Origin of the sequence: Pseudomonas sp. HMSC065H01 (assembly GCF_001815235.1) — a bacterium.
Lineage (GTDB): Bacteria > Pseudomonadota > Gammaproteobacteria > Pseudomonadales > Pseudomonadaceae > Pseudomonas > Pseudomonas aeruginosa.
This window is the reverse complement of the sequence record NZ_KV819906.1, coordinates 179,914-200,864: the sequence shown is the minus strand read 5'-3', so window position 1 is coordinate 200,864 and position 20,951 is coordinate 179,914. Positions and strand designations below refer to the sequence as shown.

19 protein-coding genes are annotated in these 20,951 nt (G+C 66.7%); 8 read left to right on the top strand and 11 right to left on the bottom strand.

Annotated elements, in window-relative coordinates; genetic code table 11:
- Positions 1–3: 3 nt before the first annotated feature.
- Positions 4–309, bottom strand: coding sequence for a DMT family transporter (locus HMPREF3014_RS21115; RefSeq protein WP_003103070.1), 306 nt, complete (start codon positions 307–309; stop codon positions 4–6).
- Between the two features lie 9 nt (positions 310–318).
- Complete coding sequence (azoR1, locus tag HMPREF3014_RS21110) at positions 319–957, bottom strand: FMN-dependent NADH-azoreductase AzoR1 (RefSeq protein WP_010793862.1); 639 nt, start codon at positions 955–957, stop codon at positions 319–321.
- A gap of 126 nt (positions 958–1,083) precedes the next feature.
- Between azoR1 and HMPREF3014_RS21105 the strand changes: the two genes are divergently transcribed.
- A complete protein-coding gene (locus HMPREF3014_RS21105; protein ID WP_023912739.1) occupies positions 1,084–2,013 on the top strand; it encodes a LysR substrate-binding domain-containing protein in 930 nt (309 codons plus the stop codon).
- Between the two features lie 144 nt (positions 2,014–2,157).
- Here the strand turns inward: HMPREF3014_RS21105 and putP are convergent, their stop codons facing one another.
- A complete protein-coding gene (putP, locus tag HMPREF3014_RS21100) occupies positions 2,158–3,678 on the bottom strand; it encodes a sodium/proline symporter PutP (protein ID WP_003103073.1) in 1,521 nt (506 codons plus the stop codon).
- Positions 3,679–3,989: 311 nt separating this feature from the next.
- Positions 3,990–7,172 carry a bifunctional proline dehydrogenase/L-glutamate gamma-semialdehyde dehydrogenase PutA gene (putA, locus tag HMPREF3014_RS21095; RefSeq protein WP_070734488.1) on the bottom strand — a complete coding sequence of 1,061 codons (3,183 nt, stop codon included), beginning with the start codon at positions 7,170–7,172 and terminating at the stop codon, positions 3,990–3,992.
- A 463-nt stretch (positions 7,173–7,635) separates the two neighbouring features.
- Here putA and HMPREF3014_RS21090 point away from each other — a divergent pair, with 463 nt between their 5' ends.
- Positions 7,636–9,699 carry a TonB-dependent receptor gene (locus HMPREF3014_RS21090; protein ID WP_023087763.1) on the top strand — a complete coding sequence of 688 codons (2,064 nt, stop codon included), beginning with the start codon at positions 7,636–7,638 and terminating at the stop codon, positions 9,697–9,699.
- Between the two features lie 120 nt (positions 9,700–9,819).
- Here the strand turns inward: HMPREF3014_RS21090 and HMPREF3014_RS21085 are convergent, their stop codons facing one another.
- Complete coding sequence (locus HMPREF3014_RS21085) at positions 9,820–10,572, bottom strand: AraC family transcriptional regulator (RefSeq protein WP_003085585.1); 753 nt, start codon at positions 10,570–10,572, stop codon at positions 9,820–9,822.
- Positions 10,573–10,762: 190 nt separating this feature from the next.
- Here HMPREF3014_RS21085 and lon point away from each other — a divergent pair, with 190 nt between their 5' ends.
- The 6 genes from lon to cmoB all read left to right on the top strand — a co-directional run bounded on the left by lon (position 10,763) and on the right by cmoB (position 17,042).
- Complete coding sequence (gene lon, locus HMPREF3014_RS21080) at positions 10,763–13,162, top strand: endopeptidase La (RefSeq protein WP_003101982.1); 2,400 nt, start codon at positions 10,763–10,765, stop codon at positions 13,160–13,162.
- Positions 13,163–13,272: 110 nt separating this feature from the next.
- A complete protein-coding gene (locus HMPREF3014_RS21075; protein WP_003085581.1) occupies positions 13,273–13,677 on the top strand; it encodes a protease inhibitor I42 family protein in 405 nt (134 codons plus the stop codon).
- Between the two features lie 98 nt (positions 13,678–13,775).
- Positions 13,776–14,528: a substrate-binding periplasmic protein gene (locus HMPREF3014_RS21070; protein ID WP_003114186.1), complete on the top strand. Its 753-nt coding sequence runs from the start codon at positions 13,776–13,778 to the stop codon at positions 14,526–14,528.
- A 131-nt stretch (positions 14,529–14,659) separates the two neighbouring features.
- Positions 14,660–15,232, top strand: a complete 573-nt coding sequence (locus tag HMPREF3014_RS21065; protein ID WP_003085577.1) for a hypothetical protein — start codon at positions 14,660–14,662, stop codon at positions 15,230–15,232.
- A gap of 104 nt (positions 15,233–15,336) precedes the next feature.
- Entirely contained in the window at positions 15,337–16,077 is a 741-nt protein-coding gene (gene cmoA / locus HMPREF3014_RS21060; protein ID WP_003123029.1) for a carboxy-S-adenosyl-L-methionine synthase CmoA, read from the top strand.
- A complete protein-coding gene (gene cmoB / locus HMPREF3014_RS21055; protein WP_003085573.1) occupies positions 16,074–17,042 on the top strand; it encodes a tRNA 5-methoxyuridine(34)/uridine 5-oxyacetic acid(34) synthase CmoB in 969 nt (322 codons plus the stop codon). Before cmoA ends, cmoB begins: the two co-directional genes overlap by 4 nt.
- Before the next feature lie 90 nt (positions 17,043–17,132).
- Here cmoB and pdxJ read toward each other — a convergent pair whose 3' ends face one another.
- From pdxJ to HMPREF3014_RS21025, 6 genes are all read right to left on the bottom strand, one after another.
- Positions 17,133–17,879, bottom strand: coding sequence for a pyridoxine 5'-phosphate synthase (gene pdxJ, locus HMPREF3014_RS21050; protein WP_003101974.1), 747 nt, complete (start codon positions 17,877–17,879; stop codon positions 17,133–17,135).
- Positions 17,872–18,573, bottom strand: a complete 702-nt coding sequence (gene recO, locus HMPREF3014_RS21045) for a DNA repair protein RecO (RefSeq protein ID WP_003101972.1) — start codon at positions 18,571–18,573, stop codon at positions 17,872–17,874. Before recO ends, pdxJ begins: the two co-directional genes overlap by 8 nt.
- Before the next feature lie 60 nt (positions 18,574–18,633).
- Complete coding sequence (era, locus tag HMPREF3014_RS21040) at positions 18,634–19,551, bottom strand: GTPase Era (RefSeq protein ID WP_003085566.1); 918 nt, start codon at positions 19,549–19,551, stop codon at positions 18,634–18,636.
- Positions 19,544–20,233 carry a ribonuclease III gene (rnc, locus tag HMPREF3014_RS21035; protein ID WP_003085565.1) on the bottom strand — a complete coding sequence of 230 codons (690 nt, stop codon included), beginning with the start codon at positions 20,231–20,233 and terminating at the stop codon, positions 19,544–19,546. Before rnc ends, era begins: the two co-directional genes overlap by 8 nt.
- Complete coding sequence (locus HMPREF3014_RS21030) at positions 20,230–20,607, bottom strand: DUF4845 domain-containing protein (RefSeq protein WP_003085562.1); 378 nt, start codon at positions 20,605–20,607, stop codon at positions 20,230–20,232. The genes rnc and HMPREF3014_RS21030 overlap by 4 nt, the downstream gene beginning before the upstream one ends.
- A gap of 168 nt (positions 20,608–20,775) precedes the next feature.
- On the bottom strand, positions 20,776–20,951 hold a 176-nt coding region (locus HMPREF3014_RS21025; protein WP_049291184.1), incomplete at its 5' end, for a S26 family signal peptidase.

Sequence of the window (20,951 nt, the reverse complement as noted above, 5' to 3'; positions counted from 1 at the left end):
CGCTTACTTGAGCCCGGCTACCCCGGCGACGATCAACCCGACAGAAACCAGCTTCACCGCCGTCAGGCTCTCGCCAAGCAGCAGGACGCCGAGGAACACCGTGCCCAGCGAGCCGATCGCGGTCCAGATCGGATAGGCGACGCTGACCGGCAACTCGCGCAGCGCCAGGGTCAGGAAATAGATCCCGCCGATCGCCGCGACCACCGTCAGCAGCGACGGCCAGAGTCTGCCGAAGCCGTTGGAGAACTTCATGCCCATGGCGAAGGCGACCTCGAAGGCCGCCGCCACCAGCAGATGGAACCAGGCCATGGCGGCTCCTCAGGCCGACCGCGCCAGCGCCAGCAGGCGCTGTTCCGCCTCGGCGCAGGAGTCCTCGAAGGACCTGCCGCCGGATTCCTCACCTTCCGCCGCGACCACCGTGACCTCGTCGATGCCGATGAAACCCAGCGCGGTGCGCAACCAGGGATCGGCGTGGTTCATCGCCTGGTTCTCGCCGCCCGGGCCGAAGCCATGGCCACCGCGACTGGTGACGATCAGCGCACGCTTGCCACGCAGCAGCGGCCGGTACTGGGCGACGCCATTGTCGAGGACGAAATCGAAGGTCACCCCGAGGCGCACGATCTGGTCGATCCAGGCCTTCAGGCCGCTGGGCACGCTGAAGTTGTACATCGGCGTGGAGATCACCAGCAGGTCGCTGTCGAGCAGTTCGCCGACCAGTTGGTCGCTCAGCGCCAGGTCGGCCTGCATCGCCAGCGAACGCTGTTCCGGCTGGGGATGGAAGGCGGCGGCGACGAAGGCCTCGGTGACCGCCGGAAGCGGTACCCGGCCGACTTCGCGGCGAGCCACGCGGGCCTGCGGATGGGCTTCGCGATAGGCCGCCAGGAAAACCTCGGCGAGACGCCGGGACTGCGAGCGCTCGCCTCGCGGACTGGCATGCACTGCAAGAATTCTACTCATCTGTATCTCCTTGGATTCGGCTAGACTCGAATGGCCTCAAGGCCCTTCTCCTGGAGCCAGAAATTATTGGCAGCGGGGGTTCCCGACAAATGAGCAATAGTTGTTCAGGGTGAATTCAGTTCACCCATGGAGATTCCAATGTTCGCTTCCCTGCCGCTGACCGCGTTGCGCACCTTCGAATCGGCGGCCCGCCAGTCGAGCTTCAAGGCCGCCGCCGAGGAGCTTGCGGTAACGCCAACCGCGGTTTCCCACCAGATCCGTTCGCTGGAAGCCTGGCTCGGCGTTCCGCTGTTCCAGCGCCTGCCACGGAAAGTGCGCCTGACCGACTGCGGCGAACGGCTGTTCCGCAGCCTGCACGGGGCCCTGCTGGAAATTTCGCAGAGCGTCGACACGCTGCGTCCGCAGCGCAGCGTAGGCAACCTGACGGTCTCCACCACCCCGGCCTTCGCCGCCCTCTGGCTGGTGCCGCGTCTCGGCCGCTTCTACGCCGCGCACCCGCAGATCAACCTGCGCCTGGACACCAACTGCGAAGTCCTCGACCTGCACCAGGACGCCAGCATCGACCTGGTGATCCGCTACAGCCTCGACGACCATCCGAACTTCTACGGTCTCTGCCTGTTCGACGAATGCTTCGCGGTCTACGGCTCGCCGGCCCAGGTCGCCCTGGCCGCAGAACGGCAGCCGACCCTGATCAGCGTGCGCTGGCACAACTCCAGGCTCTACGCCCACGGCTGGGAGGCCTGGTGCGCGCAGGCCGGCGAAGACTGGATGGAGGGCCAGCCGGTGATCCGCCAGTACGACGAGGAGCACTACGCCCTGCAGGCGGCCATCGCCGGCCAGGGACTGGTGCTGGCCAGTTCGATCCTGGTTTCGGAAAGCGTCGCCAGCGGCCTGCTGCGACCCTACAGAGCGGATATCAGTGTCGACGGCGCCGGCTACAGCGCGCTATGCGTGCCCGGACGGGAACGTCATCCGCCGGTGAAGGCATTCTTCGAATGGCTGAGGCTGGAGGCACGACAGTCGGGGCACGCTTGCCGGCTGGAGCGGGACGCCTGAGCGGCGCGGCGGGACAGGGACAACGCGGCTGCCGTTATCCGTCCTGCGCGGCCAGGCGCAGCAGCCGCCGGACAAAACGACGGCCCGCACCTTGCGGGGCGGGCCGTCTCCATGCGCGGGCGCTTTACCCGCCCGCAGGCTCGATCAGCGCTGGGTTACCGGAGCGGCGGAGCCCTGGTGCGCCTCGCGGTACTCCTGCTCCGCATCGTCGAAGCGCTTGAGCATGCTCGTCGAAGGCGCCTTGCCGAGCAGGCTGAAGACGACGATGGCGACGCTGGCGAAGAGGAAGCCGGGGATGATCTCGTACAGGCCGGTCCAACCCAACAGGTTCTTCCACAGGATCACCGTCGCCGCGCCGACGATCATGCCGGCCAGCGCGCCGTTGCGGGTCATCCGCTTCCACAGCAGGGAGAACAGCACCAGCGGGCCGAAGGCGGCGCCGAAGCCGGCCCAGGCATAGGACACCAGGCCGAGCACGCGGTTTTCCGGGTTGGAGGCCAGCCAGATGGCGATCACCGCCACCAGCAGCACCATGGCGCGACCGACCCAGACCAGTTCCAGCTGGCTGGCGCCCTTGCGCAGGAAGGCCTTGTAGAAGTCCTCGGTGAGCGCCGAGGAGCAGACCAGCAGCTGGCAGCTCAGGGTGCTCATGACCGCGGCGAGGATGGCGGACAGCAACACGCCGGCGATCCACGGGTTGAACAGGATCTTGGCCAGCTCGATGAATACCCGCTCGGGGTTCTCGCTGACCGCGCCGGCCTGCTCCGGATGCGCCTGGAAGTAGGCGATGCCGAAGAAGCCCACGGCCACGGCGCCACCGAGGCAGAGGATCATCCAGGTCATGGAGATGCGGCGCGCGGCCGGGATCGATTTCACCGAGTCGGCGGCCATGAAGCGCGCCAGGATGTGCGGCTGGCCGAAGTAGCCCAGGCCCCAGGCCATCAGCGAGATCACGCCGATGAAGGAGGCGCCCTTGAGCATGTCGAAGCTGGTCGCGTCCTTCAGCTCGATGGCGGTGAAGGTCGGCTCGACGCCGCCGGTGGCGAGCATCACGATCACCGGGGTGAGGATCAGCGCGAAGATCATCAGCGAGGCCTGCACGGTGTCGGTCCAGCTCACCGCGAGGAAGCCACCGATGAAGGTGTAGGCGATGGTCGCCGCGGCGCCGGCCCACAGCGCGGTCTCGTAGGAGAGGCCGAAGGTGCTCTCGAACAGGCGCGCACCGGCGACGATGCCGGAAGCGCAGTAGATGGTGAAGAACACCAGGATCACCAGGGCCGAGAAGATCCGCAGCAGGCGGCTGTTGTCCTCGAAGCGGTTGGTGAAGTAGTCGGGCAGGGTCAGCGCGTTGCCGTTGTGCTCGGTCTGCACCCGCAGGCGGCCGGCGACGAACAGCCAGTTGAGGTAGGCGCCGACGATCAGGCCGATGGCGATCCAGCTTTCGGACAGGCCGGACAGGTACACCGCGCCGGGCAGGCCCATCAGCAGCCAGCCGCTCATGTCGGAGGCGCCGGCGGACAGCGCCGTGACGAAGCTGCCGAGGCTGCGGCCACCGAGGATGTAGTCGGAGAAGTTGTTGGTGGAGCGATATGCCGCCAGGCCGATCAGGACCATGGCCGCGATGTAGATCACGAAGGTGATCAGCGTGGGCGTATTGACACTCATAGGGACTCCCCTATTGCTTGTTTTTATCCGGGCCCTTGCGTGTGCAAGCAACGGGTAGCGGGCCCTTGGTTGGCAGAATGGCGCTTGTGGCGTCACTCCGTAAGCGCTTGCCGGAGCAAGCCGGAAACGTGGGTGGCCTCAAACGAGTCCGAACAGGCCCACGCCTCACGATCCCTCCCCTGTCGGGCAGGGAAAATCGTCCTTTATGGTCCGTTCCGGGCACGCACCGGAACGGCGGTCATTTCCCTTGGCGTTCGCTGCGGCGAACCCCGGAAACCGACCCGGGCGCCAAGGCGCCCGGGAACGGAGTATCACTCGGCGTCGGCCAGCGACAGCAGCGACGCGTTGCCGCCCACCGCGGTGGTGTTCACCGACGTGGTGCGCTCGCTGACGAAACGCAGCAGGTAGTTCGGCCCGCCGGCCTTGGGACCGGTGCCGGACAGCCCGTGGCCGCCGAACGGTTGCACGCCCACCACCGCGCCGATCTGGTTGCGGTTGATGTAGAGGTTGCCGACCCGCGCCAGCTCTTCGATGCGACGGGCGGTTTCCTCGTTGCGGCTATGGACCCCCATGGTCAGGCCGAAACCGGTGGCGTTTATCGCCTGCACGACCTTTTCCAGGTCCTGCGCGGCATAACGCACCACGTGCAGCACCGGGCCGAAGTTCTCTTTCTTCAGCTCGTCGATGCCGCTGATCTCGAACGCGACGGGAGCGACGAAGTGACCGTTCAGGTTGCCCGGCACCTTGGTCTCGGCGATCAGCTTGCCGGCGGCCTTCAGCGCGGCGATGTGCTGCTCCAGGCCGGCCTTGGCCTCGGCGTCGATCACCGGGCCGACGTCGCTGACGCGCACGTCGGTCGGGCCGACCTTCAGCTCGGCCATGGCGCCCTTGAGCAACTCGATCACCCGCTCGGCGATGTCCTGCTGCACGTACATCACGCGCAGCGCGGAGCAGCGCTGGCCGGCGCTGGTGAACGCGGATTGTACCGCATCCTTGATCACCTGTTCCGGCAAAGCGGTGGAATCGACGATCATCGCGTTCTGCCCGCCGGTCTCGGCGATCAGGGTGGCGATGGCGCCGGGCTTCTCGGCCAGTTGGCGGTTGATGATGCGGGCGGTGTCGGTGGAGCCGGTGAAGGCCACCCCGGCGACCCGCGCGTCACGGCAGAACACGCCGCCGAGGGTGGCGCCGTCGCCCGGCAGCAGGGCGATAACGTCCTTCGGCAGGCCGGCTTCGAACATCAGTTCGACGGTGCGCGCGGCGATCAGGCTGGTCTGCTCGGCCGGCTTGGCCAGCACAGTGTTGCCGGCCACCAGCGCGGCGCTGATCTGGCCGAGGAAGATCGCCAGCGGGAAGTTCCACGGGCTGACGCAGGCGAAGATGCCGCGGCCTTCGTAGAACAGCTCGTTGCGCTCGCCGGTCGGGCCGCGCAGTTCCTCGCGGACCAGGCGCTGGCGGGCCTGCTGGGCGTAGTAGCGGCAGAAGTCGACCGCCTCGCGGATCTCGTCGATACCGTCCTGCAACGACTTGCCGGCTTCCAGGGTGCACAGCGCCATCAGCTCGCCGCGCTGGGCTTCCAGCAGGTCGGCGAGACGCTCGAGGATGCCGGCACGCTCGTCCACCGGGGTGGCGCTCCAGCGCGGCCAGGCCGCCTGCAACACGTCGAGGGCCTTGCCGGCCTGCTCGGCGGACGCGTACTGGACGCTGCCGACCAGCCTCTCCAGGTCGTACGGGCAACGCACTTCGTGGGCCGGGCCGGAGAGCTTCTCGCCGTTGACGATCGGCGCGGCTTGCCACTGGCGGGTCACGTGCGGCTTGTAGGCGAGCTCCAGCTCGTTCCACTGGTTCTGGATGTTCATGTTGATGCCCTGGGAGTTTTTCCGCCCGGCGCCGAAGATCGCCTGGGGCAGAGGGATACGGTCGTTGGCCAGCGTCTTGAACTGGCGCAGTTGGGTAACCGGGTGCTGGATCAGCGTCTCCACCGGCACGCGCGGGTCCACCAGCTTGTGCACGAAGGAAGAGTTGGCGCCGTTCTCCAGCAGGCGGCGGACCAGGTACGGCAGCAGGTCCTTGTGCGCGCCGACCGGGGCGTAGATGCGCACGTTGCGGCGGTACTTCTCGATCACCGTGTCGTACAGCGCGTCGCCCATGCCGTGCAGGCGCTGGAACTCGAAGTCGCGCTCCTCGCCGCCGGCGGCCCTGGCTTCGTCGGCCAGGGCGAGGATGGCGGTCACGGTGTGGGCGTTGTGGCTGGCGAACTGCGGGTAGATCACCCCGCGGGTATGCTCGCTGAGCAGGTAGCGGGCGCAGGCCAGGTAGGAAGTGTCGGTGCCTTCCTTGCGGGTGTAGACGGGGTAGCCGTCGGCGCCCTGCACCTGGCACTGCTTGATCTCGCTGTCCCAGTAGGCACCCTTCACCAGGCGCAGCGGGATGCGTGCGCCAAGCTCGCGGCCAAGCAGGGTCAGCCATACCAGCACCGGCAGGCAGCGCTTGGAGTAGGCCTGGATGACCAGGCCGAACTCGCCCCAGCCGGCGATGGCCGGGTCGCGCATCAGCTTCTCGTAGAGTTCGAGGGACAGCTCCAGGCGATCGGCTTCCTCGGCGTCGATGGTGATGCCGACGTTCAGCTTGCGCGCGCGCACCGCCAGTTCCAGGACGTTGGCGAACAGCTCGCTGAGCACCCGCTCGCGCTGCGCCACTTCGTAGCGCGGATGCAGCGCCGAGAGCTTGATCGAGATCGACGGCCGCGGCCCCGGACCGACCTGCGGCTCGGCGCCGACGGTGTCGATGGCCTGGCGGTAGTCGGCCATGTATTTCTCGGCGTCGGCGGCGGTCAGCGCGGCCTCGCCGAGCATGTCGAAGGAATAGGTGTAGCCCTGCTCGCGGCATGGACGACCGTTCTTCAGCGCTTCGGAGATGGTCCGGCCAAGCACGAACTGCTTGCCCATCAGCTTCATCGCCTGGTTCATCGCGGCGCGGATCACCGGTTCGCCGGAGCGCTGCACCAGCCGGCTGATGACGCTCGGGGCGCGGCCGTCGGTGCGTTCGTCGATGTTCACCACCTTGCCGGTCATCACCAGGCCCCAGGCGGCGAAATTGACCAGAACGTTGTCGCTCTGGCCGAGATGGCGCTGCCAGTCGGCGGCGGACAGCTTGTCGCGGATCAGCGCGTCGGCGGTCGCCGCGTCAGGCACACGCAACAGCGCCTCGGCCAGACACATCAGCATCAGGCCTTCCTGGGTGTCCAGGCTGTATTGGCGCAGGAGTGCGTCGAGGGTATCGACGGCGTTGTCCCGGCTGCGCACGGTTTCGATCAGTGCGCGGGCGTTGCGGCGGATAGCCTCGATGCCGTCGGGACCGGGGTCGGCGAGCTGCAGCAGTTCGCCCAGGTAGGCTTCCTCGTCGACCGCGTAGTTGGCGCTGATGACAGGGAAGAATTCGGCTGCGGACCGGGTCTGGTCCTCGCCCTGCAAGACGTGACTGGCTTTGAACATCACGCCCTCCTCTTGTGGAGCCATTGTTATTGAAAGAAGTCCGGCCAGGCGTCCATTGCCCGGGGCACCGCCGCCGGCGGGTTGTGCCGGCGGCGCGGCACGTCCTGTGGCGCGGGAATACGGATCAGTATGGGTCAGGCCCATTCCGCCGGCGCGAGGCACCAGCGGATAGCGGAATGTAGTGGCTGCGAGAGGGGCGATTCTTGCGAAAGACTCTGGAGTTTTTGCGGAAAACTCCTGGCTGCGGAACTTTCCCGTTCCTCTTCGCCGGCAGGCATGCGGACATTGCCGCTGCACGTCGGCACGACGCCATGCAGAGTGGCTACGCGGGTCTACCGACACAAAAAGAAATAATATAACATCCCAATAAATACGCCGATCCGACCCCGTCGCCCTTCCTCCGGGAAGGGCCTGGGTTCGCTTTGGCCTGAAAAAAGTCCGACCCATGACCATGGAGCCCGCAATGTCCTCTTCCGGCCTTTTCCCTTCCCGTCCGCTCTGGCCTCTCACGCCACTGGCGCTGGCCTGCCTGATTGTTTCGGGGGAAACGCTCGGCGCCGACGGCCGCCCCAGCGAATTGCCCTCCCAGGTGATCACCGCCAACCCGCTGGGCAACGAATCTCCCGCCACGCCCAGCAGCGTGCTCGAAGGCGACGAGCTGACCCTGCGACAGAAAGGCAGCCTCGGCGAAACCCTCAACGGCCTGCCCGGGGTGTCCTCCACCTACTTCGGACCGGGCGCCAGCCGACCGGTGATCCGCGGCATGGACGGTGATCGCATCCGCCTGCTGCGCAACGGCGTCGGTGCGCTCGACGCCTCGTCGCTGTCCTACGACCACGCGGTGCCGGAAGACCCCAACAGCGTCGAGCGCCTGGAAGTGGTACGCGGCCCGGCCGCCCTGCTCTACGGCGGCAATGCCATCGGCGGGGTGGTGAACAGCTTCGACAACCGCATCCCCAGCGAACCCGTCGACGGCATCCACGGCAGCGGCGAACTGCGCTACGGCGGCGCCGACACCACCCGTAGCCGCTCCGGCGCACTGGAGGCCGGCGACGGCAACTTCGCCCTGCACGTGGACGCCGCCAGCCGCGAGTTCAACGACGTCAGGATTCCCGGCTACGCCCATTCCAGCCGCCAGCGGCAGATCGACGGCGACACCGGCAAGCATCGGGTGCAGAACAGCGACGGCCGCCAGGACGGCGGCGCCGTCGGTGGCTCCTATCACTGGGAGCACGGTTACGCCGGCCTCTCCTACAGCGGCTACGACAGCAACTATGGCTCGCCGGCCGAGGACGACGTGCGCCTGAAGATGCAGCAGGACCGCTACACCTTCGCCTCCGAGATCCGCGACCTCGAAGGCCCGTTCACCTCGCTGAAGCTGGACGCCGCCTATACCAAGTACGAGCACAAGGAAATCGAGGATGGCGAGACCGGCACCACCTTCAAGAACGAAGGCTACGAAGGCCGCATCGAGGCCCGCCACCGCCCGCTCGGCCCGCTGAACGGGGTGGTCGGCGCGCAGTTCGCCAACAGCCGCTTCTCCGCCCTCGGCGAGGAAGCCTTCGTGCCGCACACGGAAACCGACAGCGCCGCGCTGTTCGCCCTGGAGGAATGGAAGCTCAGCGACCGCCTCGACCTCAGCTTCGGCGCCCGCCTGGAGCACACCCGCGTGGACCCCGACGCCAAGGGCAACGAGCGCTTCGCCGAGAACGACGGTTCGCAGAGCTTCACCACCGGCAGCCTGTCCACCGGCGCGGTGTACAAGCTGACGCCGATCTGGTCGCTGGCCGCCACCCTCAGCTACACCGAGCGCGCACCGACCTTCTACGAGCTGTACGCCAACGGTCCGCACGCCGCCACCGGCACCTACGAGGTAGGCGATGCCGACGCGGACAAGGAAAAGGCGGTCTCCACCGACCTCGCCCTGCGCTTCGACAACGGCGTGCACAAGGGCAGCGTCGGGGTGTTCTACAGCCGCTTCTCCAACTACATCAGCCTGCTCGCCAGCGGTCGCCATCGCAACGAGGAAGGCGAAGTGGTCGCCGCCGGCGATGACGAGGCGCTGCCGGAATACCTCTACAGCGGCGTTCGCGCGGACTTTTACGGCGTCGAGGCGCAGGACCGCATCCACCTGCTGGAAAGCCCGTACGGCAACTTCGACCTGGAACTCTCCGGGGACTACACCCGCGCCAAGAACAAGGACACCGGCGAACCGCTGCCACGCATCGCCCCGCTGCGCCTGAACACCGCGCTGATCTGGGAGTTGCAGCAGTGGCAGGCGCGGGTCGACGTCGAACACGCCGCCTCGCAGCACCGCGTGCCGGAGGAAGAACTCTCCACCGACGGCTACACCACCCTCGGCGCCAGCCTCGGCTACAACTTCGACCTCGGCGAGAGCCGCTGGCTGGCCTTCGTCAAGGGCACCAACCTGACCAACCAGACCGTGCGCTACGCCAGTTCGATCCTGCGCGACCGGGTGCCGGCGGCGGGACGCGGCATCGAGGCGGGGGTGAAGGTGGCGTTCTGAGACAGGCCGTGCGGGACGAATTCGCTCGGCGGATGACGTCCGCGCCGTTATCCGTCCTACACCACTCCCGGTAGGGCGAATAACCGCCTGCGGTTATCCGCCGAAGGTGGCGGATGGCGCTCAGCCCTTGCGCAGCGACTTCGGCGTCAGCCCCAGGTAGCGGCGCATCGCCGTGGTCAGCGCGCTCTGGCTGGAGAAGCCGCATTCCTCGGCGATCCGCACCAGAGGCAGGCGGCTTTCCCGCAGCAACCGCGCGGCGCAGTCGAGGCGGACCTTGAGCAGGTACTGGTGCGGGGTCAGGCCGACGCTGTCCTTGAACTGCGCGTGGAAATGGCTCGGGCTGAGACAGGCGACCTGGGCCAGTTCGGCGACCGTGATGCGCCGCGCCAGGTTCCGCACGATATGCGCGTCCAGGCGCTCCAGGTCGAGCGGCCCGCTGGCCGCCAGGGGCTGCTGCTCGCCGAACAGGCGCAGGTGCAGGGCGCGGATCAGCACTCCGCCGAGGGCACGGGTCAGCAGCGGGTCGCTGCCGTAGCGGGCCAGTTCGGCGCCGGCGTAGCTGAGCAGGTTCTGGAAGTCGGCGTCCAGGGTCGGGTAGCGCGGCGCCTCGAACAGGCGCGCGAGCAGGTCGGGGTCTTCCGGGGTCGGGTTGTCCTCGCCCAGGTCGATGATCAGCATGCGGTTGTCGCCCACCCCGGCGAACACGTGGCCCGCCTCGCCCGGCACCAGGCAGGCGCGCATCCGGCAGACTTCCCCGCCACAGCCGTTGACCTCGAATTCGGCGCGCCCGGCCAGCGACATCACCAGTTGGTGATGCTCGTGGGCGTGGGTGTGCGACTGGTCGGGCAGACGGATGAGGCGGGTGTCGAACATGAACGGCAACTGCTCAATTTTTGCGCACTCTACTCGACTTGCCCGACGCTGCCCAGCACCTTGCCGCAAGTGGTACCTGCGTACCGCGTGCTGCGTGGAAACCTTCGGCAACATCCTTGAACGGACAGGGATTGAAACCCGCCCCCGGGGCCCCATCTAGACTCTCATGTTTCAGTCAGTCAGGTGCCTCATGAGCGACCAGGACGTTAATCCCGAACACATCAGCGACGCGCAGCCCGCCGGCACCGGCCTGGTGCTGCCCGGCCAGACCCTGCCGACCACCCTCTACGTGATCCCGATCCACAACCGCCCGTTCTTCCCGGCGCAGGTGCTGCCGGTGATCGTCAACGAAGAACCCTGGGCGGAAACCCTCGAACTGGTGGCCAAGACCGACCACCATTCGCTGGCCCTGTTCTTCATGGACAATCCTCCGGAAGACCCGCGCCACTTCGACGTCAACAGCCTGCCCGAGCACGGCACGCTGGTCCGAGTGCACCATGCCTCGCGCGAGGGCGGCAAGCTGCAGTTCGTCGCCCAGGGCCTGTCGCGGGTGCGTATCCGGGGCTGGATCAAGCGCCATCGTCCGCCGTTCATGGTGGAGGTGGACTATCCGAAGACCCCGATCGATCCCAGTGACGAAGTGAAGGCCTACGGCATGGCCCTGATCAACGCGATCAAGGAGCTGCTGCCGCTCAATCCGCTGTACAGCGAGGAACTGAAGAACTACCTGAACCGCTTCAGTCCCAACGACCCGTCGCCACTCACCGACTTCGCCGCGGCCCTGACCACCGCGCCCGGCGGCGAACTGCAGGAAGTGCTGGACACCGTGCCGATCCTCAAGCGGATGGAGAAGGTCTTGCCGCTGCTGCGCAAGGAGGTGGAAGTCGCGCGCCTGCAGAAGGAACTGTCCGCCGAGGTCAACCGCAAGATCGGCGAACACCAGCGCGAATTCTTCCTCAAGGAACAGTTGAAGATCATCCAGCAGGAGCTGGGCATCACCAAGGACGACAAGAGCGCCGACGCCGACGAATTCCGCGCCCGCCTGGAAGGCAAGGTGCTGCCCGAGCAGGCGCGCAAGCGTATCGACGAAGAGCTGAACAAGCTGTCGATCCTCGAGAGCGGCTCGCCCGAGTACGCCGTCACCCGCAACTACCTGGACTGGGCCACAGCCCTGCCCTGGGGCGTGTACGGCAAGGACAAGCTCGACCTCAAGCATGCGCGCAAGGTCCTCGACAAGCATCACGCGGGCCTCGACGACATCAAGGATCGCATCCTCGAGTTCCTCGCCGTGGGTAGTTTCAAGGGCGAGATCGCCGGCTCCATCGTGCTCCTGGTCGGCCCGCCGGGAGTGGGCAAGACCAGCATCGGCAAATCCATCGCCGAGAGCCTCGGCCGGCCGTTCTACCGTTTCAGCGTCGGCGGCATGCGCGACGAGGCGGAGATCAAGGGCCACCGCCGCACCTACATCGGCGCCCTGCCCGGCAAGCTGGTGCAGGCGTTGAAGGAAGTCGAGGTGATGAACCCGGTGATCATGCTCGACGAGATCGACAAGCTCGGCGCCAGCTACCAGGGCGACCCGGCCTCGGCGCTGCTGGAAACCCTCGACCCGGAGCAGAACGTCGAATTCCTCGACCACTACCTGGACCTGCGCCTGGACCTGTCCAAGGTGCTGTTCGTCTGCACCGCCAACACCCTCGACTCGATCCCCGGACCGCTCCTCGACCGGATGGAAGTGATCCGCCTGTCCGGCTACATCTCCGAGGAAAAACTGGCCATCGCCAAGCGTCACCTGTGGCCCAAGCAGTTGGAAAAGGCCGGTGTGCCCAAGGGCCGCCTGAGCATCAGCGATGCCGCGCTGCGTGCGGTGATCGAGGGCTATGCGCGGGAAGCCGGGGTGCGCCAGTTGGAGAAACAGCTCGGCAAGCTGGTGCGCAAGTCGGTGGTCAAGCTGCTGGAGGATCCCGAGTCGAAGGTGAAGATCGGTCCCAGGGACCTCGAGGACTACCTCGGCATGCCGGTGTTCCGCAGCGAGCAGGTGCTTTCCGGGATCGGCGTGATCACCGGGCTGGCCTGGACCAGCATGGGCGGCGCCACCCTGCCGATCGAGGCGACCCGCATCCACACGCTGAACCGTGGCTTCAAGCTCACCGGCCAGCTCGGCGACGTGATGAAGGAATCCGCCGAGATCGCCTATAGCTACATCGGCTCGCACCTGAAGAAGTATGGCGGCGACCCGACCTTCTTCGACCAGGCGTTCGTCCACCTGCACGTGCCGGAAGGTGCCACGCCCAAGGACGGTCCCAGCGCCGGCGTCACCATGGCCAGCGCCCTGCTCTCCCTGGCGCGCAACCAGGTGCCGAAGAAAGGCGTGGCGATGACCGGCGAACTGACCCTGACCGGCCAGGTCCTGCCCATCGGCGGGGTCCGCGAGAAGGTGATCGCCGCGCGCCGGCAGAAGATCTTCGAGCTGATCCTGCCGGAAGCCAACCGCGGCCACTTCGAAGAGTTGCCCGACTATCTCAGGGAAGGGCTGACCGTGCATTTCGCCAAGCGCTACGGCGACGTGGCCAAGGTGCTGTTCCCGGCCTGAGCCGGCGGCGGATGGCCGACCGGTTCGGCCGTCCGCCGCGCCAACCTTGGCACTCGGGCGCCAGCAGGGTTTATGCTGGCGCCCTTTCCATTCGAGCCGAGGAGCGCTGCATGTCCTTTTCCCCCTCCCGTCTGCTGCTGCCATTGTCCATCGTGGTCCTGGCCGGCTGCGCCGGGCAACAGAAGCCGGTGGTCACCCTGGACGACGCCGACGACTGTTCGCCGCTGAAGCTGACGCAAGGCCAGGAACTGGTGCTGACCCTGCCGAGCAATCCCACCACCGGCTTCCGCTGGGAACTGCGCAACCCTGCTGCCAGCGTGCTCAAGCGCCTTGGCCCGGAGGTCTACAGCAATTCCGAAGAAGACAGCGGCCTGGTTGGCAGCGGCGGCGAATCGACCTGGCGCTTCCGCGTCGCCGCCAGCGGCGACGACCGCCTGGAACTGGTCTACCGGCGGCCCTGGGAAAAGGACGCGGAACCGGCGGAAAGCTTTTCCTGCGCGATCCAGGTGCGCTGAAACCGCTGCCCGCGGCGGACACATTCTGTACGAAGACCGACGTCCTGCGCCGTGGCGACCTGGCCTATCCTGACAGGCCCCGTCGCCCTGAGGACTCCATGCTCCGCGCCTCCTTCGTCCTGCTCGCCCTGTCCTGCGCCGCTCCTCTGCTCTCGCTGGCCGAACCGTTGCGCTTCGCAGGCGACGACGGCTGCCCCTACCTGTGCCCTGGCACGCCGCAGCGGCCCGGCTACCTGGTCGAGGCGCTCAGCCAGGTCCTTCGGGAGCCACCGCACTTCGACAGCCTGCCCTGGCCGCGCGCCGTGCAGATGGTCCGCGACGGCCATCGCGACGGCCTGGTCGGCGCCTATGGACTCGACGGCCTGCGGGTCGGCAGCGAGCCCATCGGCTGGGTCGGGCTGGCCTTCTATACCCGCCACGACAGCGACTGGCACTACTCCGGCGATGCATCCCTGCTCGGCCAGCGCCTGGGCCTCGCCCAGGGCTACGTGAACAATCCGCGCTTCGAAGCCTGGCGCAGCCAGGCCGGCGACGACGACCTGCACCTGCAGGTCCTCGGCGGCGAGCGCGTGCTGCCGCGCAACCTGCAGAAACTGCTGCTCGGCCGCATCGACGTGCTATTGGAAGACCGCGACATCATCGAGCACTACCTGGAGCATCATCCGCAGCTCGCCGGACAGATCCGCCGCGCCGGCGAACTACCCGGGCGGCAGCCGCTGCACGTCGGCCTCAGCCCGCACCTGCCGGAGGTCGACGCGCGTCTCGCGGAACTCGACGAAGGGCTACGCCAACTGCGTCGCGAAGGCACCCTGAAGGTCCTCGGCGAGCGCTATAGGCTTTCTTTCGAATGACTTTCCGGGCCGCCGGAAATCCGCCGCCAGACCAGCAACCACGCTGCTTTCAGCCGATTGAATAAATTCCGGCAGGCCTTTTTGGCGTCGTCTATTACTCAATCTACGACGGCACCGAAAGGAGGCGCGTCATGGGCACCGCTCTTCGTTACTCACTGCTCTGGGCATCCACTGTCTTCGTTTCCTCCTGCGGCAGCCTGCTGCCCAGCGAACGAGCGGAAGTCCAATCCCCCTTCGTCGACTACCTCGATGCCGAACTGCGCTATTCCCAGGCGCAACCCGGCAGCACGACCCGTTCGCAGCTGTTCGGGCTGGGTTTCGATCCATTGACCCAGGGCAACGGCCGCATGCTGTCGTTCATCGACGTGCGGCTCATGTTCATCCAGCCGAACATCCCCATCGATTACCTGCCGGGCGGCCTGGTGCAATGCCTGGAAGCGAAGGACCGTTGCATCGGCTACGCCTTCGATTTCAGCAAGACCGACACCCAGCGGGTCGGCAGCTTCTGGGCGGACGTGTTCAACTTCCGCAAGAAACGGGAGTTGCAGGGCTGGTCGTTCAAGGCGGTGTTCGTCTTCGTCAACGACGTGCTGGTGCACAAGGTCAGCAACGGCGAACCGAACATCCATCGCCTGGAAGACAAGAAGAACCCGCTGGGTCCGCTGCAGGGCGCGGGAGAGTACTTCTCCGACAAGCTCAGGTGATTCGCCTGCGCGCATGGGTGAATCGTCGCCGCGCAGTTGGGCGACGCTCATCCCTCGGCTACAATTCGGCCCCCTGAAAAGCCGTGATGCCCGAGGTCACCCGCGTGAGCGAGTCCGATCGCCTGTTCGCCCAACCCCAGCAACGTGTCGCCGACTTCGTGTTCAACGAAGACGTGGTGCGCGTGTTCCCCGACATGATCAAGCGCTCCGTGCCGGGCTACCCCACCATCGTCGAGAACATCGGCGTACTCGGCGCGCAGTTCGCCCAGCCGAACAGCGTGCTCTACGACCTCGGCTGCTCGCTCGGCGCGGTCACCCAGTCGCTGCGCCGCCACGTCCGCAACGACGGCTGCCGGGTGATCGGGGTGGACAACTCGCACGCGATGATCGAGCGCTGCAGTGAATACCTGCATGCCCAGGACGCCATGTACCAGGAGCTGCTGCCGGTCGAGCTGATCGAGGCCGACATTCTCGCCCTGGACCTGCAACCCACCTCGCTGGTGGCGATGAACTTCACCCTGCAGTTCGTCGCCCCCGACCAGCGCCTCGGCCTGCTGCGCAGGATCCGCCAGGCACTGCTGCCCGGCGGCGCGCTGATCCTCTCGGAGAAACTGCGCTTCGCCGATGCGCAGGAGCACGCGCTGCTCACCGACCTGCACATCGCCTTCAAGCGTGCCAACGGCTACAGCGAGCTGGAGATCGCGCAGAAGCGCAGCGCGCTGGAAAACGTCATGCTCCCCGACACCTTCGAGGAACACCGTGAACGGCTCCTGGCCGCCGGCTTCAGCCGGGTCAGCCAATGGTTCCAGTGTCTCAACTTCGCCTCGATGATCGCCCTGCCATGATCCAGCACCTCGCCCTCGACGCCCTCCAGCGACACCTCGCCGGCTCTCCGCTGTACGGCTGGGCGACCAGCCTGCCCGCGCAGATCGCCGCGCGCATCGAGGAAGGCCACGGCGACCTGGCCCGTTGGTGGAGCGCGGTCCAGCGCCTGCCCCAGGTGCCCGCGCCGAAGGTCGAACTGGCCCAGCGCTTCGCCCTGCACAGCGACCACGATGCGGCGCTACAAGCGCAGGTGAAGGAAGCGCTGCAAGGGCTGATTCCCTGGCGCAAGGGGCCGTTCGACTTCTTCGGCGTACAGGTCGATACCGAATGGCGTTCCGACTGGAAATGGGAGCGTGTCTCGCCACATGTCGAACTGCGTGGCAAACGCGTCCTCGACGTCGGCTGCGGCAACGGCTACTACCAGTGGCGCATGCTCGGCGCCGGCGCGGAAAGCGTGGTCGGGGTCGATCCGAACTGGCTGTTCCTCTGCCAGTTCCTCGCCGCCAAGCGCTACCTGCCGGAGCTGCCGGCCTGGCACCTGCCGCTGGCCCTGGAAGACCTGCCGGAGAAGCTCGAAGGCTTCGACACGGTATTCTCCATGGGCGTGCTCTATCACCGTCGCTCGCCCATCGACCACCTGCTGGCGCTCAAGGACTGCCTGAAGCGCGGCGGCGAACTGGTCCTGGAGACCCTGGTGGTGGAAGGCGACGCCAGCACCGTGCTGGTGCCCGAGGACCGCTACGCGCAGATGCGCAACGTCTGGTTCCTGCCCTCGGTGGCAGCCCTGGAGCTCTGGCTGCGCCGCGCCGGGTTCGCCGACGCGCGCTGCGTCGACGTCAGCCTGACCAGCGTCGAGGAACAACGCTCCACCGAATGGATGCGTTTCCAGTCGCTGCCGGAATTCCTCGATCCACAGGACCGTTCGCGAACCGTCGAAGGCCTGCCGGCACCGATGCGCGCCACGCTGGTGGCGCGCAAGCCCTGACAGCGGGTAGGGTAAAGCCCATCCTCGGATGGGCTTTTTTTCGTGCTTTCATCCGCCCCGCAGGTCGACGGGAAGCGGGGCGCGATTGCCTCAGCGCTTGGTCGCCGCGGCCAGCATCAGCGCTTTCATCTCGGCCACCGCCTGCCTGAAGCCGACGAACAGGGCGTGGGCAACGATGGCGTGGCCGATGTTCAGCTCGTTGATGCCGTCGATGGCCGCGACCGGCTCGACATTGTGGTAGTGCAGGCCATGCCCGGCGTTGACGATCAGGCCGAGGGAACGCCCGAGGGCCACGCCCTCGCGTACCCGCTGCAGCTCACGGGCCTGCTCCTCGGGGTCTTCGGCGTCGGCGTAGCGACCGGTATGCAGTTCGATAGCCGGCGCGCCGACCCGGGCGGAGGCCTCGATCTGCCGCGGATCGGGATCGATGAACAGCGACACTTCGCTGCCCACCGCAGCCAGGCGTCGCACCGCGTCGCGGATGCGCTGTTCCTGGCCGGCGACGTCGAGGCCGCCCTCGGTGGTCAGTTCCTCGCGGCGCTCGGGGACCAGGCAGCTATGCGCCGGCCGGATCTCCTCGGCGAAGGCGAGCATTTCCTCGGTGACCCCCATCTCGAAGTTCATCCGCGTCTGCAGTACTTCCTTGAGCACTCGCACGTCGCGTTCCTGGATATGCCGGCGGTCCTCGCGCAGGTGCACGGTGATACCGTCGGCGCCGGCTTCCTCGGCGTCCAGGGCGGCCTTCACCGGGTCCGGATAGCGGGTGCCCCGGGCCTGGCGCAGGGTGGCGACGTGATCGATGTTCACGCCGAGCAGAATTCGAGTGGCTTCAGTCACGGGGTGACTCCTTACGGTTCATGAACAGCTCGCGGCTGACCAGCGGCCGGCCGCCCAGATGGGGAGCGAGCGCCTGGCGCATCAGGCGCTTGGCCGCCGCCAGGGCGCCGGGGGCGCTCCAGTCGGCGTCGGCCATGGATAACAGTTCGGAGCCCTGGAACAGCCCGGGTTGCAGCTGCGCCACCGGCTCCAGGCCGGCCTCTGGCAAAAGCTGGTACAACGCCTGCGGCTCGATCGGGCGCCCATCGATGTCGACATCGAGAGCGAAACCATAGCCCAGTTGCTCCAGCAGGCGCCATTCGAACGCGCGCAGCAGCGGTTCAATGGGTCGCCCCGCCGCCAGCAGCGGCAGGGTCGCGGCGTAGTGGGCGAAGATTTCCGGCTGCGGGTCTTCCGCCGGCAACAGGCGGATCAACAGCTCGTTGAGGTAGAGACCGCTGAACAGCGCCTGGCCATTGAGCAGGTTGGGAACACCGGCGCTTTCCAGCCGGGCCACGGTCTTCAGTTCGCCGCGCCCGCGCCACTCCGCTTCCAGCGGCACGAATGGCCGCGCCAGGGCGCCAGCCTTGCCGCGGGCGCCGCGCAGGACCGCGCGCAGGCGACCCAACGGGGTGAAGAAGTCCACCAGGGCGCTGGTTTCCTTGTACGGCCGGCTATGCAGCACGTAGGTGGCTTGGGCGGCGGCGAAGGACATGGCGGGTCGACCGGGCGCGAGAGGAATGGCGCCCGGCTGGCGCCGGGCTGCCGGGAACGGTCAGAGGTCGCCGTAGCCCAGCGAGCGCAGGGCACGCTCGTCGTCGGACCAGCCGCCCTTGACCTTGACCCAGAGGTTGAGCATGACCTTGGAGTCGAACAGCACTTCCATGTCCTTGCGCGCGTTCTGGCCGATGCTTTTGATCCGCTCGCCCTTGTCGCCGATGATGATCTTCTTCTGCCCCTCGCGCTCCACCAGGATCAGCGCATGGATATGCAGGATGCGACCTTCCTGCTTGAACTCCTCGATCTCCACGGTGATCTGGTAGGGCAGCTCGGCGCCGAGCTGGCGCATGATCTTCTCGCGGACCAGCTCGGCGGCCAGGAAGCGGCTGCTGCGGTCGGTGATCTGGTCTTCGGGGAAGAAGTGCTCGCTTTCCGGCAGACGCTCGGCGACCAGCTTCTCCAGCACGTCCAGGTTGGTCCCGTGCTGCGCCGAGATCGGTACTACCTCGGCCTTCGGCAACTGCTGGGTGAGCCATTCGAGGTGCGGCAGCAGGTCGGCCTTCTCCTCTATGCGGTCGGTCTTGTTCACCGCGATCAGCACCGGGCAACTGACGTACTGCACGCGCTCCAGGACCATCTGGTCCTCTTCGGTCCAGCGGGTGCGGTCGACCACGAAGATCACCACGTCGACATCCTTCAATGCCGCGCTGGCGGTACGGTTCATGTAGCGGTTGAGGGCCTTCTCGCCGCTCTTGTGCAGGCCGGGCGTATCGACGTAAACGGCCTGCACCTCGCCCTCGGTCTTGATCCCGAGCATGTTGTGACGGGTGGTCTGCGGCTTGCGCGAGGTGATCGCCAGCTTCTGCCCGAGGATGTGGTTGAGCAGGGTGGACTTGCCCACATTGGGGCGCCCCACGATCGCCACGTAGCCGCAACGGCTGCCGGCGGGGATGTCGTCGTGCATGTCAGTCATGGCCATTCTCCACGCCCAGGGCCACCAGCGCGGCGGCCGCGGCCACCTGCTCGGCGATGCGGCGGCTGCCGCCGTGCCCGTGGGTCTTGTCGCTCAGCAGGGCCACTTCGCAATCGACGAAGAAGGTCCGGCAATGGGGTTCGCCCTGGATATCCACCACCTCGTAGCGCGGCAGGTCGCAGCCACGCGACTGCAGGAACTCCTGCAGGCGGGTCTTGGGGTCCTTGTTGGTGTCCACCGGGGTCAGCTCGCGCAGTTGCGGTCCGAGCCAGGCGATGATCCGCTCGCGCGCGGAGTCCATGCCGGTATCCAGGTAGATGGCGCCGATCAGGGCTTCCATCGCATCGGCGAGGATCGACTCGCGGCGGAACCCGCCGCTCTTCAGCTCGCCCGAGCCCAGCCGCAGGTAGTCGCCCACCTCGAAGCCGCGCGCCAGCAGGGCCAGGGTCTCGCCCTTGACCAGTCGCGCGCGCAGGCGCGAAAGCTGGCCTTCGCGAGCCTGCGGGAAGTGGTGGAACAGCGCCTCGCCGATGACGAAGTTGAGAATGGCGTCACCGAGGAACTCCAGGCGCTCGTTGTTGCGCCCGGCGTAGCTGCGATGGGTCAGGGCCAGGACCATCAGGTCCCGGTCTTTGAAGGTATAGCCGAGCTTGCGCTCGAGTCGGTCCAGCGAATTACTCACGGCATGCGTACACGGAATTCTTTGTCGAAGTGGACCACCAGGTCGATGTTGCTGATCAGTGGCTCGCGTTTTTCATATTTCAGGTGCGCCCGGAATTGGTTGTCTTCCAGTTGCACCTCCAGGGCCTTCTCCAGGTCCAGGTTGCGGATGCCGTTGATCTGCATCCCCTTGCCGACGTAGCTGTAGAACTCCGGCACGGAACGCACCTCGGCCGCCTTGTCGGTCTCCACGGAAGTGATCACCTTCTCCAGCGAGTAGTAATCCATGTAGTGCGGGATGATCTTGAATGCGGCGCTGGCGAAGAACGCCACCACGCCCAGCACCACCAGCCACCCCAGCAGGGACATCCCCTTCTGCGAACGCGCGAACCTCATGTCGGACCTCATGTCAGTGTAGTTATTCCGTCCAGCGAGCGGTAACGCCATCGGGCAGGGCCCTGCGGCGGCGTTCGCGGAAGTGAAAGCGGGGCTGCCCTCGGGAGCAGCCCCGCTTCGCGATTATTCAGCAGGAGCGCCCTTCCGCGTGGCGAACCTGCGCACAGGTCAGTGAATCACGCCGACCCGGGAGAAGTTCGGCAGGTTGCTCATCTTCGGATCGGGCCAGCTCATCCATACAGCGAAGGCCTTGCCGACGATATTGCGGTCCGGAACCATGCCCAGCAGATCCTTGGGGATCTTCGGATCGTTCCAGTAGCGGCTGTCGTTGGAGTTGTCGCGGT

Coding starts and splice junctions, on each gene's coding strand:
- HMPREF3014_RS21090 (WP_023087763.1), top strand. CDS start 7,636: ATGTCCTCTTCCGGCCTTTTCCCTTCCCGTCCGCTCTGGCCTCTCACG.
- era (WP_003085566.1), bottom strand. CDS start 19,551: ATGACTGACATGCACGACGACATCCCCGCCGGCAGCCGTTGCGGCTAC.
- HMPREF3014_RS21065 (WP_003085577.1), top strand. CDS start 14,660: ATGGGCACCGCTCTTCGTTACTCACTGCTCTGGGCATCCACTGTCTTC.
- azoR1 (WP_010793862.1), bottom strand. CDS start 957: ATGAGTAGAATTCTTGCAGTGCATGCCAGTCCGCGAGGCGAGCGCTCG.
- HMPREF3014_RS21105 (WP_023912739.1), top strand. CDS start 1,084: ATGGAGATTCCAATGTTCGCTTCCCTGCCGCTGACCGCGTTGCGCACC.
- HMPREF3014_RS21085 (WP_003085585.1), bottom strand. CDS start 10,572: ATGTTCGACACCCGCCTCATCCGTCTGCCCGACCAGTCGCACACCCAC.
- HMPREF3014_RS21030 (WP_003085562.1), bottom strand. CDS start 20,607: ATGAGGTTCGCGCGTTCGCAGAAGGGGATGTCCCTGCTGGGGTGGCTG.
- recO (WP_003101972.1), bottom strand. CDS start 18,573: ATGTCCTTCGCCGCCGCCCAAGCCACCTACGTGCTGCATAGCCGGCCG.
- putP (WP_003103073.1), bottom strand. CDS start 3,678: ATGAGTGTCAATACGCCCACGCTGATCACCTTCGTGATCTACATCGCG.
- HMPREF3014_RS21075 (WP_003085581.1), top strand. CDS start 13,273: ATGTCCTTTTCCCCCTCCCGTCTGCTGCTGCCATTGTCCATCGTGGTC.
- HMPREF3014_RS21070 (WP_003114186.1), top strand. CDS start 13,776: ATGCTCCGCGCCTCCTTCGTCCTGCTCGCCCTGTCCTGCGCCGCTCCT.
- lon (WP_003101982.1), top strand. CDS start 10,763: ATGAGCGACCAGGACGTTAATCCCGAACACATCAGCGACGCGCAGCCC.
- HMPREF3014_RS21115 (WP_003103070.1), bottom strand. CDS start 309: ATGGCCTGGTTCCATCTGCTGGTGGCGGCGGCCTTCGAGGTCGCCTTC.
- putA (WP_070734488.1), bottom strand. CDS start 7,172: ATGTTCAAAGCCAGTCACGTCTTGCAGGGCGAGGACCAGACCCGGTCC.
- cmoB (WP_003085573.1), top strand. CDS start 16,074: ATGATCCAGCACCTCGCCCTCGACGCCCTCCAGCGACACCTCGCCGGC.